At 64.7% G+C, this 15,963-nt stretch carries 4 protein-coding genes, 1 tRNA gene and 3 rRNA genes; 7 read left to right on the top strand and 1 reads right to left on the bottom strand.

Features of this window, described 5'->3' with window-relative positions:
• Positions 1 to 353 precede the first annotated feature (353 nt).
• From OG574_RS16170 to OG574_RS16150, 5 genes are all read left to right on the top strand, one after another.
• Positions 354 to 1,881 (top strand): 16S ribosomal RNA (locus tag OG574_RS16170).
• Positions 1,882 to 2,200: 319 nt separating this feature from the next.
• Positions 2,201 to 5,323, top strand: a 23S ribosomal RNA gene (locus OG574_RS16165).
• Positions 5,324 to 5,412: 89 nt separating this feature from the next.
• Positions 5,413 to 5,529, top strand: a 5S ribosomal RNA gene (rrf, locus tag OG574_RS16160).
• The 16S, 23S and 5S rRNA genes sit together here, the layout of an rRNA operon.
• 114 nt (positions 5,530 to 5,643) lie before the next feature.
• On the top strand, positions 5,644 to 6,306 hold the full coding sequence (locus OG574_RS16155) for a DegT/DnrJ/EryC1/StrS family aminotransferase (protein WP_326778508.1): 663 nt from the start codon (positions 5,644 to 5,646) through the stop codon (positions 6,304 to 6,306).
• An 85-nt stretch (positions 6,307 to 6,391) separates the two neighbouring features.
• A tRNA-Thr gene (locus OG574_RS16150) sits at positions 6,392 to 6,464 on the top strand.
• A 52-nt stretch (positions 6,465 to 6,516) separates the two neighbouring features.
• Here the strand turns inward: OG574_RS16150 and OG574_RS16145 are convergent.
• Positions 6,517 to 9,195, bottom strand: coding sequence for a SpoIIE family protein phosphatase (locus OG574_RS16145; protein WP_326773825.1), 2,679 nt, complete (start codon positions 9,193 to 9,195; stop codon positions 6,517 to 6,519).
• A gap of 271 nt (positions 9,196 to 9,466) precedes the next feature.
• Here OG574_RS16145 and OG574_RS16140 point away from each other — a divergent pair, with 271 nt between their 5' ends.
• Together OG574_RS16140 and OG574_RS16135 are read left to right on the top strand one after the other, a co-directional pair.
• Positions 9,467 to 14,980 (top strand): HAMP domain-containing protein, encoded by a 5,514-nt coding sequence (locus OG574_RS16140; protein WP_326773824.1) that lies wholly within the window; start codon positions 9,467 to 9,469, stop codon positions 14,978 to 14,980.
• A 274-nt stretch (positions 14,981 to 15,254) separates the two neighbouring features.
• A complete protein-coding gene (locus OG574_RS16135; protein ID WP_326773823.1) occupies positions 15,255 to 15,938 on the top strand; it encodes a response regulator in 684 nt (227 codons plus the stop codon).
• Positions 15,939 to 15,963: the final 25 nt, after the last annotated feature.

The raw sequence follows: 15,963 nt of genomic DNA, 5'->3' as shown, positions 1-15,963 counted from the left end.
GCGAAAGCCGAAAGGCCGGAGCAGAAACCTGAAAGGCACCGAGGAAATCGGACACGAAAGAGTCTGATAGAGTCGGAAACGCAAGACCGAAGGGAAACTGCCCGGAGGAAAGCCTGAGAGAGTCTCTCGGGTGAGTACAAAGGAAGCGTCCGTTCCTTGAGAACTCAACAGCGTGCCAAAAGTCAACGCCAGATTGACAACCCCGGCCCACCTTTGGTGGGTTGGAGGTTCCTTTGAAAAAGTCCTCACTCCCACACCGGGGTGAGGCGCACTAGCGAGGACGCAGTGAATCGTGGGGATTATTCCTCCCGACGGTTCCGCTCTCGTGGTGTAGTCCCGATTACGGGAAAACATTCACGGAGAGTTTGATCCTGGCTCAGGACGAACGCTGGCGGCGTGCTTAACACATGCAAGTCGAACGATGAAGCCCTTCGGGGTGGATTAGTGGCGAACGGGTGAGTAACACGTGGGCAATCTGCCCTGCACTCTGGGACAAGCCCTGGAAACGGGGTCTAATACCGGATAACACCCCCTCTCGCATGGGAGGGGGTTGAAAGCTCCGGCGGTGCAGGATGAGCCCGCGGCCTATCAGCTTGTTGGTGAGGTAGAAGCTCACCAAGGCGACGACGGGTAGCCGGCCTGAGAGGGCGACCGGCCACACTGGGACTGAGACACGGCCCAGACTCCTACGGGAGGCAGCAGTGGGGAATATTGCACAATGGGCGAAAGCCTGATGCAGCGACGCCGCGTGAGGGATGACGGCCTTCGGGTTGTAAACCTCTTTCAGCAGGGAAGAAGCGAAAGTGACGGTACCTGCAGAAGAAGCGCCGGCTAACTACGTGCCAGCAGCCGCGGTAATACGTAGGGCGCAAGCGTTGTCCGGAATTATTGGGCGTAAAGAGCTCGTAGGCGGCTTGTCACGTCGGTTGTGAAAGCCCGGGGCTTAACCCCGGGTCTGCAGTCGATACGGGCAGGCTAGAGTGTGGTAGGGGAGATCGGAATTCCTGGTGTAGCGGTGAAATGCGCAGATATCAGGAGGAACACCGGTGGCGAAGGCGGATCTCTGGGCCATTACTGACGCTGAGGAGCGAAAGCGTGGGGAGCGAACAGGATTAGATACCCTGGTAGTCCACGCCGTAAACGGTGGGAACTAGGTGTTGGCGACATTCCACGTCGTCGGTGCCGCAGCTAACGCATTAAGTTCCCCGCCTGGGGAGTACGGCCGCAAGGCTAAAACTCAAAGGAATTGACGGGGGCCCGCACAAGCAGCGGAGCATGTGGCTTAATTCGACGCAACGCGAAGAACCTTACCAAGGCTTGACATATACCGGAAAGCATCAGAGATGGTGCCCCCCTTGTGGTCGGTATACAGGTGGTGCATGGCTGTCGTCAGCTCGTGTCGTGAGATGTTGGGTTAAGTCCCGCAACGAGCGCAACCCTTGTTCTGTGTTGCCAGCATGCCCTTCGGGGTGATGGGGACTCACAGGAGACTGCCGGGGTCAACTCGGAGGAAGGTGGGGACGACGTCAAGTCATCATGCCCCTTATGTCTTGGGCTGCACACGTGCTACAATGGCAGGTACAATGAGCTGCGATGCCGCGAGGCGGAGCGAATCTCAAAAAGCCTGTCTCAGTTCGGATTGGGGTCTGCAACTCGACCCCATGAAGTCGGAGTTGCTAGTAATCGCAGATCAGCATTGCTGCGGTGAATACGTTCCCGGGCCTTGTACACACCGCCCGTCACGTCACGAAAGTCGGTAACACCCGAAGCCGGTGGCCCAACCCCCTTGTGGGGAGGGAGCTGTCGAAGGTGGGACTGGCGATTGGGACGAAGTCGTAACAAGGTAGCCGTACCGGAAGGTGCGGCTGGATCACCTCCTTTCTAAGGAGCACTTTGGCTGCCGGGTTCTGCCTGGTGGTCCAAGAGCCATTTCGCCGGCAAACGTCCGGCGGTGGTTGCTCAAGGGTGGAACGTTGACTATTCGACCGGGTTCACGGGTCGGAGGCTGTGAGTACTGCTCTTCGGAGCGTGGAAAGCATGATCTCCGGGCGGGACCGGGTCGGGCACGCTGTTGGGTGTCTGAAGGTACGGGCTGTGAAGCCTGTCCTTCGATGCCGACCCCGGTAAAAATCTGCTTCGGTGGGTTGTGACGGGTGGTTGGTCGTTGTTTGAGAACTGCACAGTGGACGCGAGCATCTGTGGCCAAGTTTTTAAGGGCGCACGGTGGATGCCTTGGCACCAGGAACCGATGAAGGACGTGGGAGGCCACGATAGTCCCCGGGGAGCCGTCAACCAGGCTTTGATCCGGGGGTTTCCGAATGGGGAAACCCGGCAGTCGTCATGGGCTGTCACCCGCTGCTGAACACATAGGCAGTGTGGAGGGAACGCGGGGAAGTGAAACATCTCAGTACCCGCAGGAAGAGAAAACAACCGTGATTCCGGGAGTAGTGGCGAGCGAAACTGGATGAGGCCAAACCATATGCGTGTGATACCCGGCAGGGGTTGCGCATGTGGGGTTGTGGGATCTCTCTTCACAGTCTGCCGGCTGTGAGACGAGTCAGAAACCGTTGATGTAGGCGAAGGACATGCGAAAGGTCCGGCGTAGAGGGTAAGACCCCCGTAGTCGAAACATCAGCGGCTCGTTTGAGAGACACCCAAGTAGCACGGGGCCCGAGAAATCCCGTGTGAATCTGGCGGGACCACCCGCTAAGCCTAAATATTCCCTGGTGACCGATAGCGGATAGTACCGTGAGGGAATGGTGAAAAGTACCGCGGGAGCGGAGTGAAATAGTACCTGAAACCGTGTGCCTACAAGCCGTGGGAGCGTCGCTGTATGTGCTTGCACATGCAGTCGTGACTGCGTGCCTTTTGAAGAATGAGCCTGCGAGTTTGCGGTGCGTTGCGAGGTTAACCCGTGTGGGGAAGCCGTAGCGAAAGCGAGTCCGAATAGGGCGATTCAGTAGCGCGCTCAAGACCCGAAGCGGAGTGATCTAGCCATGGGCAGGTTGAAGCGGAGGTAAGACTTCGTGGAGGACCGAACCCACCAGGGTTGAAAACCTGGGGGATGACCTGTGGTTAGGGGTGAAAGGCCAATCAAACTCCGTGATAGCTGGTTCTCCCCGAAATGCATTTAGGTGCAGCGTCGTGTGTTTCTTGCCGGAGGTAGAGCACTGGATAGGCGATGGGCCCTACCGGGTTACTGACCTTAGCCAAACTCCGAATGCCGGTAAGTGAGAGCACGGCAGTGAGACTGTGGGGGATAAGCTCCATGGTCGAGAGGGAAACAGCCCAGAGCATCGACTAAGGCCCCTAAGCGTACGCTAAGTGGGAAAGGATGTGGAGTCGCACAGACAACCAGGAGGTTGGCTTAGAAGCAGCCACCCTTGAAAGAGTGCGTAATAGCTCACTGGTCTAGTGATTCCGCGCCGACAATGTAGCGGGGCTCAAGCGTACCGCCGAAGTCGTGTCATTGCGATATATACCCCCAACGGGGATCGTGATGGGTAGGGGAGCGTCGTGTGCCGGGTGAAGCAGCCGCGGAAGCGAGTTGTGGACGGTTCACGAGTGAGAATGCAGGCATGAGTAGCGATACACACGTGAGAAACGTGTGCGCCGATTGACTAAGGGTTCCTGGGTCAAGCTGATCTGCCCAGGGTAAGTCGGGACCTAAGGCGAGGCCGACAGGCGTAGTCGATGGATAACCGGTTGATATTCCGGTACCCGCTGTGAAGCGTCAAACATTGAATCAGGCGATGCTAAGTCCGTGAAGCCGTTCCGGACCCTTCGGGGAAAGGAAAGTGGTGGAGCCGACGGACCAGACTTGTAGTAGGTGAGTGATGGGGTGACGCAGGAAGGTAGTCCAGCCCGGGCGGTGGTTGTCCCGGGGTAAGGGTGTAGGCCGTGTGATAGGTAAATCCGTCACACATTAAGGCTGAGACCTGATGCCGAGCCGATTGTGGTGAAGTGGATGATCCTATGCTGTCGAGAAAAGCCTCTAGCGAGTTTCATGGCGGCCCGTACCCTAAACCGACTCAGGTGGTCAGGTAGAGAATACCGAGGCGTTCGGGTGAACTATGGTTAAGGAACTCGGCAAAATGCCCCCGTAACTTCGGGAGAAGGGGGGCCATCACTGGTGAGGAGACTTGCTCTCCGAGCTGGGGGTGGCCGCAGAGACCAGCGAGAAGCGACTGTTTACTAAAAACACAGGTCCGTGCGAAGCCGTAAGGCGATGTATACGGACTGACGCCTGCCCGGTGCTGGAACGTTAAGGGGACCGGTTAGTGCACTTTCGGGTGTGCGAAGCTGAGAACTTAAGCGCCAGTAAACGGCGGTGGTAACTATAACCATCCTAAGGTAGCGAAATTCCTTGTCGGGTAAGTTCCGACCTGCACGAATGGCGTAACGACTTCTCGACTGTCTCAACCATAGGCCCGGTGAAATTGCACTACGAGTAAAGATGCTCGTTTCGCGCAGCAGGACGGAAAGACCCCGGGACCTTTACTACAGTTTGATATTGGTGTTCGGTTCGGCTTGTGTAGGATAGGTGGGAGACTTTGAAGCGGCCACGCCAGTGGTTGTGGAGTCGTCGTTGAAATACCACTCTGGTCGTGCTGGATGTCTAACCTGGGTCCGTGATCCGGATCAGGGACAGTGTCTGATGGGTAGTTTAACTGGGGCGGTTGCCTCCTAAAGAGTAACGGAGGCGCCCAAAGGTTCCCTCAGCCTGGTTGGTAATCAGGTGTTGAGTGTAAGTGCACAAGGGAGCTTGACTGTGAGACCGACGGGTCGAGCAGGGACGAAAGTCGGGACTAGTGATCCGGCGGTGGCTTGTGGAAGCGCCGTCGCTCAACGGATAAAAGGTACCCCGGGGATAACAGGCTGATCTTCCCCAAGAGTCCATATCGACGGGATGGTTTGGCACCTCGATGTCGGCTCGTCGCATCCTGGGGCTGGAGTCGGTCCCAAGGGTTGGGCTGTTCGCCCATTAAAGCGGTACGCGAGCTGGGTTTAGAACGTCGTGAGACAGTTCGGTCCCTATCCGCTGTGCGCGTAGGAATATTGAGAAGGGCTGTCCCTAGTACGAGAGGACCGGGACGGACGAACCTCTGGTGTGCCAGTTGTCCTGCCAAGGGCATGGCTGGTTGGCTACGTTCGGAAAGGATAACCGCTGAAAGCATCTAAGCGGGAAGCCTGCTTCGAGATGAGTATTCCCACCCCCTTGAGGGGTTAAGGCTCCCAGTAGACGACTGGGTTGATAGGCCAGATCTGGAAGCCCGGTAACGGGTGGAGGTGACTGGTACTAATAGGCCGAGGGCTTGTCCTCAGTTGCTCGCGTCCACTGTGTTGGTTCTGAAACCACGAACAACCCCACGTTTGTCACAGAGCGTGGTGCGGTTGACAGTTTCATAGTGTTTCGGTGGTCATAGCGTGAGGGAAACGCCCGGTTACATTCCGAACCCGGAAGCTAAGCCTCACAGCGCCGATGGTACTGCAGGGGGGACCCTGTGGGAGAGTAGGACGCCGCCGAACTCCTTTTATAGAGCTGGTCCCTGAACTTCGGTTCAGGGACCAGCTCTTTTTTGTTTTGCGTCACTTGGCGTTCACGTTGCGCAGCCAACATCCCGTGTCATGGGGACAGTTGCAATGCTGAGGGCCGCCGGTATCGGAACCGGTGACGAGGTCATCGTGCCCGCCTACGGAAACGTCGAGGTCGCGGAGGCGGTCGAACTGGCCGGAGCCAGGCCCGTGTTCGCGGACATAGACCCGGACACTTACTGCCTCGCCCCCGCTTCGGTCGAGGCCGGCGTCAGCGCACACACCGCTGCGATCATCGCCGTACACCGCTTCGGGCAGCCGGCCGATGTGGCGCGGCTTCGCGAGATCGGTGGGCGGCGCGGGCTGCTCGTCCTGGAGCAGGGCGAGTCGGAGCAGCCGCACGACGGGCTCGCCGAGCGGCGGGCGCACGCCGGCTATCTGAACGCGCGGCTCAGCGGCGTACAGACACCCGCCGGGAGCGAGCGGCACACCTATCAGCAGTACGTCGTCCGGGTGCCCGGCAACGGGCGGCCCGACCGTGACGCGTTCGCGCATGCCGTGCGCGCCAGGGGAATTGAGTGTCGCGTGCCGGTGAAGACACCCGTGCACCGGTTGCCGCGGTTCCGGCGTGACGTCGCGCTGCCGGAGACCGAGCGGGCCGCCGACGAGACTCTGGCGCTGCCCGTCAGTGCCACGCTGTCGCGGCGCGAGCTGCAGAAGGTCGTCTCCGCGTGCAATGCGCTCGGCGGGCTGCTGCAGCCTGCTTTCTGACGCGCTGGCGGGGCGGTTCGAACCGAGCTGAAGTTCGGGTATGCTTAATTCCGTTGCTGCGGGGGAAAGCCCGGGAAAGCAACAGGCCCCTATAGCTCAGTCGGTAGAGCGTCTCCATGGTAAGGAGAAGGTCAGCGGTTCGATTCCGCTTGGGGGCTCAGACACAAAGGCCTCCGCCCTTTCGGGCGGGGGCCTTTTGCGTTGGGGCTCTCAGTCCTTCTGGAGTTCCGGGACGCGCATCGTCAGGATGGCCATGTCGTCCGAAGGGGCGTCAGACGCGAAGCGCTCGACGGCGCGCATGATGCGGGCCGCCACCGCGCCGGCCGTCAGGCCCGTACAGGTCGTCAGGACGTCCGCCAGGCCGTCGTCGCCGAGCATGCGGGTGCCTTCGCGGCGCTCGGTGATGCCGTCCGTGACGCAGAGGAGGACGTCGCCCGGGTCGAGCGTCATCGTCTGCTCGTAGAGCTCCAGGTCCTCCATGACTCCGAGGAGCGGCTGCGGCTCCGCGTACGGCTCGACCGTGCCGTCCTGGCGCAGGCGCAGGGGGAGCGGGTGGCCGGCGCAAACCATCTTCAGGACCGCCGAGCCGTCCTCCTGCGGCCACAACTCGCCGTAGAGGAGCGTGAGGAAGCGGCTGCGGGCGCCCTCGTCGAGGATCGCGGCGTTCAGACGCTCCAGGACGGCGGGGCCGCCGAAGCCCTCGCGGGCCAGGAGGCGCAGGGCGTGACGGGCCAGGCCGGTCACTGCCGCGGCCTCGGGTCCCGTACCGCAGACGTCGCCGATGGCGAAGCCGTAGGCGCCGTCGCGGATCGGGAACAGGTCGTAGAAGTCGCCGCCCACCTCGTTGCCCTCGCCGGCTGCGCGGTAGATGACCTCTACCTCGACGCCCGGGATGTGCGGGAGCTCCGGTGGGAGCAGGCTTCGCTGGAGGGACTGGCTGATGGCCATGCGCTCCGAGTAGAGGCGCGCGTTGTCCAGGGCGAGCGCGGCACGGCGGCTCAAGTCCTCGGCCAGTTCCAGGATTTCCTGGCGGAAGTGTTCGTCGGACGGCTTGCCGAGCGTGAGCATGCCGATGACGCGGTTGCGGGCGACCAGGGGGAGAACGACCGTCTCGCCGCCGACCGCGGAGGCCGTCGCGAGGGTCGTGCCGATGCCCGAGCTGACGCTCGTCGGTGCGCCGAGGCCGAGGCTGCGCTTGGACGTCCGTAGAGCCGCCTGGTGGGCCGCCTCGGCGGGCGCCGCCCAGACGCGGGCTCCGGGGGTGGGGACCGGGTCGGGCGGGGCGATCTTGGAGAGGAGTGCCTTGAGGCCGTCGATGCGCTCCTCGTCCTCGTGCAGGACGTACGAGAGGTACGGCTCCGAGGACTGGTCGGCGATCGTGTAGACGGCGCACCAGGTGGCGAGCGTCGGGACCGTCATCTGGGCCATCAGGGCCAGGGTCTGGTCGCGGTCGAGGGTGCCGGCGAGGAGGTCGGAGGCCTCGACGAGGAAGCTGAGGGAGCCGCGGCGGAGCTTTTCGAGCTCGCCGAGGCGGGCCGACTCGACGGCCAGTGCGATGCGGTCGGCAGCGAACTGGAGGCGCAGGGCCTCCTCGTTCGAGTACCGGTCGGGTGCCTCGGCTGCGACGCCGAGGGAGCCGGTGAGGCGGCCCTCGACCTTGAGCGGGACCGTGACGACCGAGCGCATGCCCGTGCCGTTGAGGAGCGGGACGGCGCCGGGGACGACCGTGAGGTCCTCGTGGACGGCCGGCATGCGGGCCGAGCCGTAGCGGCCGGGGCCCACCTCCACGGGGACGCGGGCGAAGCGCTGGCGGGCCGAGGGCAGGCCTGTGGAGGCGCGGACCTCCAGTTCGGTCTCGTCGTCCGTCGCGAGCAGTAGGAAGGCGGAGTCGCCGTCGAGCATGTCGCGGGCGCGTTCGACCGTGCGCTGGAGCAGGCCGTCCAGGTCGTCGGGGGCGGGTGAGCCGATGAAGACCTGGAACGGGTCGGACGCGTTGCCCTCGGACAGAGTGCCGCTCTCCGAGGTGGTCTGGCCGCGCAGCGGGGTCTGGAGGACGGCGCGCTCGTGGTCGCGTACGAGGAGGCAGACCGTGGAGGGATCGCCTTCGGCGTCGCGGACGCGGAGGTGGGACGCGTAGACGGGCGTCACGCGGCCGTTGGCGCCGCGGATGCCGTAACTGCCCTCCCAGCGCGAGAACTGCAGCGCGTCGGCGATTCCCGTGCTCGTGCCGGGGGTGTGCGGCCAGGCCGCGAAGTCGGTGAGGGGTTTGCCGACGACCTGTTCGGCGACATATCCGAACAGGTGCTCCGCGTCCTCGCTCCAGGCGGCGACGGCTCCCGTGCGGTCGACCTGGACGACTGCGACCCGGACTCTGCCGTCGGCCAGCGGGAGGAGGTCGGTGGGGAGCGCGGGGCCCGCGGTGCGGGTGCCTACCGAACGCTGGGGAAGGGCGAGTTGGAACCAGACGAGTTTGTGCGTCGGCGTGTAGTCGACGCCCCAGCGGGTGGCGAGGGCGGCGCAGAGCTGGAGGCCGCGGCCGCCCTCGCGGTCGGGGCTGCCCATGTTGATCGCGGACTGCTGGAGCGGGATCTCGCGCTCCGGGTAGCGGTCGGCGACCTCGATGCGTACGCCCTCGTCGGTGCGCAGGCACAGGACCTCCGCGGAGGTGCCGGCGTGCACCACGGCGTTCGTCACGAGCTCGCTGGTCAGGACGACCGCGTCGTCGATGATGTCGGGGAAGCCCCACCCCTGGAGGGTGTCGCGCACAAAGGCGCGGGCGGTCGCGACGGACCGCCCGACGGGGTCGAAGGTGGCAGCCGCGCGCGCGGTGATCACAGAACTCCCTGTATCAGTCGTACGAGTCTCGACGCCCATGTCTCCCGAACTCATGGCGCGGCCGCCCCCTCCGATGCCCGTCGTCCTCGTGCCACCGCCCTGGCCGGGCGGACCGGGGTGGGTGGACAGCCGCATGCAAGGTTACTTACCTTCGCCGTCCATGCGGATGCCGGTCGCGTGTGTTTCCGCCCGGAGGGTGTGCGGACGGTGTGCGAAGCTGCCGAACTGTTATGGCCTGGTTCTGCCATGGTGAAACACTGGGCAGGCTTCCGAAGAGAACCCGAGCAATCCGAGCAGTACGGCCGACCCTTGCGGGAGGGACACAGTGGAGTCTGGCGCAGCGTCGCGAGGCACGAATACGCGCGCAAAGGGCGGACAGTCCCTGGCGAAACAGCGTAAACCGCGCAATGGGACCACAGCGGTGGACACCGCTGCCCTGAACAGACTGCTCGCCGGGCTTGTGGCGATGCGGGACGGCAACTTCCGCAAGCGGCTCACGGTGTCGGGCGACGGCCTCATGACCGAGATCGCGGCGGTCTTCAATGAGGTGGCGGACCGGAATCTGCACCTCACCGGCGAGCTGTCGCGGGTGCGGCGGATGGTCGGGCGTGAGGGAAAGCTCACCGAGCGGCTCGAGACGGGCGCCTGTGAGGGCTCGTGGGCCGCGGCGATCAACGCCTCGAACGCCCTGGTCGACGACCTCGTACGCCCGGTCTCCGAGGTCGGACGGGTGCTCACGGCGGTCGCGGAGGGCGATCTGTCGCCGCGCATGGAGCTGCGGTCGCAGGTGCCGGACGGCAATGGCCATCCGCTGCGGGGCGAGTTCCTCAAGGTCGGGCGCACCGTCAACAACCTGGTGGACCAGTTGTCGACGTTCACCGACGAGGTCACGCGGGTGGCCAGTGAGGTGGGCACGGAGGGCAAGCTGGGCGGTCAGGCCCGGGTGCGCGGTATGTCCGGTTCGTGGAAGGACCTCACGGATTCGGTCAACACCATGGCGTACCGGCTGACGGCTCAGGTGCGTGACATTGCTCTCGTGACGACCGCGGTGGCGAAGGGTGATCTGTCCCGGAAGGTCACGGTTCACGTCGCGGGCGAGATGCTCGAGCTGAAGAACACCGTCAACACGATGGTGGACCAGCTGTCGTCCTTCTCGTCCGAAGTGACCCGGGTGGCCCGCGAGGTGGGCACGGAGGGCGAGCTCGGCGGCCAGGCGCAGGTGCCGGGTGTGGCGGGTGTGTGGAAGGACCTCACCGATTCCGTAAATCTTATGGCCGGCAACCTGACGGCCCAGGTGCGTGGGATCGCGCAGGTCACGACGGCGGTCGCCAACGGTGATCTGTCGCAGAAGGTGACGGTGTCGGCGCGCGGCGAGGTCGCCCAACTCGCCGAGACGATCAACCAGATGACCGAGACGCTGCGCACGTTCGCCGACGAGGTCACGCGCGTGGCCAACGAGGTCGGTGCGGAAGGGCAGCTCGGCGGCCAGGCGAACGTGCCGGGTGCGGCGGGTACGTGGAAGGACCTCACCGATTCGGTGAACACGGTCTTCCGGAATCTGACCACTCAGGTGCGCGACATCGCGACCGTCACGACGGCGGTGGCGAACGGTGATCTCTCGCAGAAGGTGACCGTCGATGTCGCCGGCGAGATGCTCGAACTGAAGAACACCGTCAACACGATGGTCGATCAGCTCTCCGCGTTCGGCTCGGAAGTCACGCGCGTGGCGCGGGAGATCGGTGTCGAGGGTGAGCTCGGCGGCCAGGCGCACGTCCAGGGCGCGGCCGGTACGTGGAAGGACCTGACGGACTCCGTCAACACCGCCTTCCGCAACCTGACGGGCCAGGTCCGCAACATCGCGCAGGTGACGACGGCGGTGGCCAACGGCGACCTGTCGCAGAAGGTCACCGTCGACGTGTCCGGCGAGATGCTCCAGCTGAAGAACACCGTGAACACGATGGTGGACCAGCTGTCCTCGTTCGCCGACCAGGTGACGCGCATGGCGCGCGACGTGGGCACCGAGGGCCGGCTTGGCGGTCAGGCGCGCGTGGACGGCGTGTCCGGTACCTGGAAGGAACTCACCGACTCCGTCAACTTCATGGCAGGGAACCTGACTTCGCAGGTGCGCCAGATCGCGCAGGTGACCACGGCGGTGGCGCGGGGTGACCTGTCGCAGAAGATCGACGTGGACGCGCGCGGCGAGATCCTCGAACTCAAGAACACCATCAACACGATGGTCGACCAGCTCTCCGCGTTCGCCGACCAGGTGACCCGGGTGGCCCGTGAGGTGGGTACGGAGGGCCGGCTCGGCGGTCAGGCGCAGGTGCCCGGCGTCGCCGGTGTGTGGCGCGACCTGACCGACTCCGTGAACGGCATGGCCGGCAACCTCACCGCGCAGGTGCGCAACATCGCGCAGGTCGCCACGGCGGTGGCGCGCGGTGACCTGTCGCAGAAGATCGACGTGGACGCGCGCGGCGAGATCCTGGAGCTGAAGAACACCCTCAACACGATGGTGGATCAGCTCTCGAACTTCGCCGAGCAGGTCACGCGGGTCTCCCGCGAGGTGGGTACGGAGGGCATCCTCGGCGGGCAGGCCGAGGTCCAGGGTGTCTCCGGCACCTGGAAGGACCTCACGCAGTCCGTGAACGGCATGGCCAACAACCTGACCCTTCAGGTGCGCAACATCGCCGAGGTCACCACGGCCGTCGCGCGGGGCGACCTGTCCAAGAAGATCACCGTCGACGCGAAGGGCGAGATCCTCGAACTCGTCACGACCGTCAACACGATGGTGGACCAGCTGTCGTCGTTCGCCGAGCAGGTGACCCGCGTGGCCCGCGAGGTGGGTACGGAGGGCCAGCTGGGCGGCCAGGCGCGCGTGCGGGGCGTCACGGGCATCTGGAAGGACCTCAGCGACAACGTCAACCTGATGGCCAACAACCTGACCAGCCAGGTGCGCAACATCTCGCAGGTCGCGACGGCCGTCGCCAACGGCGACCTCACCAAGAAGGTCACGGTCGAGGCGCGCGGTGAGGTCGCGCAGCTCGCCGACACGGTCAACACCATGGTGACGACGCTGAGTTCGTTCGCCGACCAGGTGACCCGGGTGGCCCGCGAGGTGGGCACCGACGGCATCCTCGGCGGACAGGCCCGCGTACCCGGAGTCTCCGGTACGTGGAAGGACCTCACCGAGTCCGTGAACGGCATGGCGTCGAACCTGACCGGACAGGTGCGCAACATCGCGATGGTCACGACCGCCATCGCCAAGGGCGACCTGACCAAGAAGATCGACATCGACGCCCGCGGCGAGATCCTCGAACTCAAGACGACCATCAACACGATGGTCGACCAGCTGTCGTCGTTCGCCGAGCAGGTGACCAGGGTCGCCCGTGAGGTGGGTACGGAGGGCCAGCTCGGCGGCCAGGCGCGCGTGCGCGACGTCGACGGCACCTGGCGCGACCTGACCGAGTCCGTGAACGAGATGGCCGGGAACCTGACCCGTCAGGTGCGCGCCATCGCGGCCGTCGCCACGGCGGTGACCCGCGGCGACCTGAACCTCAAGATCGACGTCGACGCGGCGGGCGAGATCCAGGTCCTCCAGGACAACATCAACAAGATGATCTCCAACCTGCGCGACACCACGATCGCCAACGAGGAGCAGGACTGGCTGAAGGGCAACCTGGCGCGCATCTCCGGCCTCATGCAGGGCCGCCGCGACCTCGAGGACGTGGCCTCGCTGATCATGAGCGAGCTGACGCCGGTCGTCTCCGCCCAGCACGGCGCGTTCTTCCTGGCGCTGCCGACGGACGAGGCCGAGGCCGGTGGCGCGCCCGAGGACGCGTACGAGCTGCGCATGCTCGGCAGTTACGGCTACTCGATGGGGTCCATGCCGACGTCCTTCCGGCCCGGCGAGACGCTGATCGGGACCGCGGCCCAGGAGAGGCGCGCGATCCTCGTGGAGAACGTGCCGCAGGGCTATCTGAAGATCGCTTCCGGGCTCGGGGAGGCGCCGCCCGCACATGTCATCGTGCTGCCGGTGCTCTTCGAGGGGACGGTCCTCGGTGTGATCGAACTGGCGACGTTCCAGCCGTTCACGCAGATCCAGAAGGACTTCCTGAACCAGATCGCCGAGATGATCGCGACGAGCGTGAACACCATTTCCGTTAACACGAAGACGGAGGTGCTGCTCAAGCAGTCGCAGGAGCTCACCGAGCAACTGCGCGAGCGTTCCGCCGAGCTGGAGAACCGGCAGAAGGCGCTCCAGGCGTCCAACGCGGAGCTGGAGGAGAAGGCCGAGCTGCTCGCCCAGCAGAACCGCGACATCGAGGTCAAGAACACCGAGATCGAAGAGGCCAGGCAGGTCCTGGAGGAGCGCGCCGAGCAGCTCGCGGTCTCCATGCGGTACAAGTCCGAGTTCCTGGCGAACATGTCGCACGAGCTGCGTACGCCGCTCAACTCCCTGCTGATTCTGGCCAAGTTGCTCGCCGACAACGCGGACTCGAACCTGACCCCGAAGCAGGTCGAGTTCGCCGAGACGATCCATGGCGCCGGTTCCGACCTGCTCCAGCTGATCAACGACATCCTCGACCTGTCGAAGGTCGAGGCGGGCAAGATGGACGTGTCGCCGACCCGCATCGCTCTGGTGCAACTCGTCGACTACGTGGAGGCCACTTTCCGCCCGCTGACCGCCGAGAAGGGCCTCGACTTCTCCGTACGGGTCTCTCCCGAACTGCCCGCGACTCTTCACACGGACGAACAGCGCCTGCTCCAGGTGCTGCGCAACCTGCTGTCCAACGCGGTCAAGTTCACCGACTCCGGAGCCGTCGAACTGGTCATCAGGCCGGCGGGCGCGGACGTGCCCAACGCCATCCGTGAGCAGCTCCTCGAGGCGGGCTCCCTGCGGGAGGCGGACGGCGACCTGATCGCCTTCTCCGTGACCGACACCGGCATCGGCATCGCGGCCAGCAAGATGCGGGTGATCTTCGAGGCGTTCAAGCAGGCCGACGGGACGACGAGCCGCAAGTACGGCGGTACGGGCCTCGGCCTGTCCATCAGCCGTGAGATCGCGCGGCTCCTCGGCGGTGAGATCCACGCGCAGAGCGAGCCGGGCCGTGGTTCCACGTTCACCCTGTACATGCCGCTGCACGCGAGCGAACTGCCGCCGCAGGGCTACCCGCAGCTCGCTCCGTCCATCGAGCCGGGCATGTACGCCGTGCCGATGGAGGGTGCCATGCCGACCGAGGCGTCGATGCCGCCGGAGGTCAGGTCGTACCAGGACACCCAGCACGGTCCCGCCGCGCTCTTCAGGCGGCGCCGCAAGCAGGTGGCCGCGCCCGAACAGCGGCCGGCACTGCCGGGACAGCCCGGGCAGCAGGCGCCGGTGGCGCCCGCGCAGGACCGTGCCCAGGAGCAGTGGGCGGGGACCGGACAGGAAGGGGCGCCGCAGGAGCGACGCACGTTCCTCTTCGGTGGCGAGAAAGTGCTCATCGTCGACGACGACATCCGTAACGTCTTCGCGCTCACCAGCGTCCTGGAGCAGCACGGTCTGTCCGTGTTGTACGCCGAGAACGGCCGGGAGGGGATCGAGGTCCTCGAACAGCACGACGACGTGACGGTCGTCCTGATGGACATCATGATGCCGGAGATGGACGGCTACGCGACGACGACGGCGATCCGCAGGATGCCGCAGTTCGCCGGGCTGCCGATCATCGCGCTCACGGCGAAGGCGATGAAGGGCGACAGGGAGAAGGCCATCGAGTCCGGGGCCTCCGACTACGTCACGAAGCCGGTCGATCCGGATCATCTGCTTACGGTGATGGAGCAGTGGATGCGCGGGGAGTGACCGGGTAAGTGTGCGTTACTGAGCAGTTGTTGACTGAGTGTGGCCGAAGCCGTGTAGAAGTGCGGTATTCGGGGAACCTTCTGGTCTCCCACTGCGTTTGTGCTACGTGCACAGTGACATCGCGGTGACAGGGTGTGGCGACAGGCGGGGTGCGGCTACCATGACCGGCACAAGGACGGGCGACGCAAGGGAGTCGCCCTCTGGGGCGGCTTCCGGAGCCGTCCCAAGTCCTGCGGACAGGGGCGGCCCCATGCCGGGGCGAGGAGGGCGGGCCATGGTGCAGAAGGCCAAGATCCTCCTGGTCGATGACCGGCCGGAGAATCTGCTGGCGCTGGAGGCCATCCTCTCCGCGCTCGATCAGACACTGGTGCGGGCATCGTCCGGGGAGGAAGCACTCAAAGCGCTACTCACGGACGATTTCGCGGTCATTCTGCTGGATGTTCAGATGCCGGGAATGGACGGTTTCGAAACCGCGGCGCACATCAAGCGCCGTGAGCGGACACGCGACATCCCGATCATCTTCCTCACGGCCATCAACCACGGCCCGCACCACACGTTCCGTGGGTACGCGGCCGGTGCGGTGGACTACATCTCGAAGCCGTTCGACCCGTGGGTCCTGCGCGCGAAGGTCTCGGTCTTCGTCGAGCTGTACATGAAGAACTGCCAACTGCGGGAGCAGGCAGCCCTGCTGCGGCTCCAGCTCGAGGGCGGGGGGAAGTCCGACGTCGGCGACCCCAAGGAGCCGGCCGGGCTGCTGGCCGAACTCTCCGCGCGGCTCGCGGCCGTTGAGGAGCAGGCCGAGGCGCTCTCGAAGCAGCTCGACGACGAGTCGGCGGACGCCGCCGCGGTCGCCACGGCAGCGCATCTCGAGCGCAAACTCACCGGACTGCGCCGCGCTCTTGACGCCCTGGAGCCCGGCACGGGAAGCGGCGCACCGTCACTTCCCTCGCAGAACTGAGCAGCAGCCCACCTTTTGAGGAAGC

Source organism: Streptomyces sp. NBC_01445 (genome assembly GCF_035918235.1).
Lineage (GTDB): Bacteria > Actinomycetota > Actinomycetes > Streptomycetales > Streptomycetaceae > Streptomyces.
This window is presented reverse-complemented; position numbering and strand designations above follow the sequence as displayed.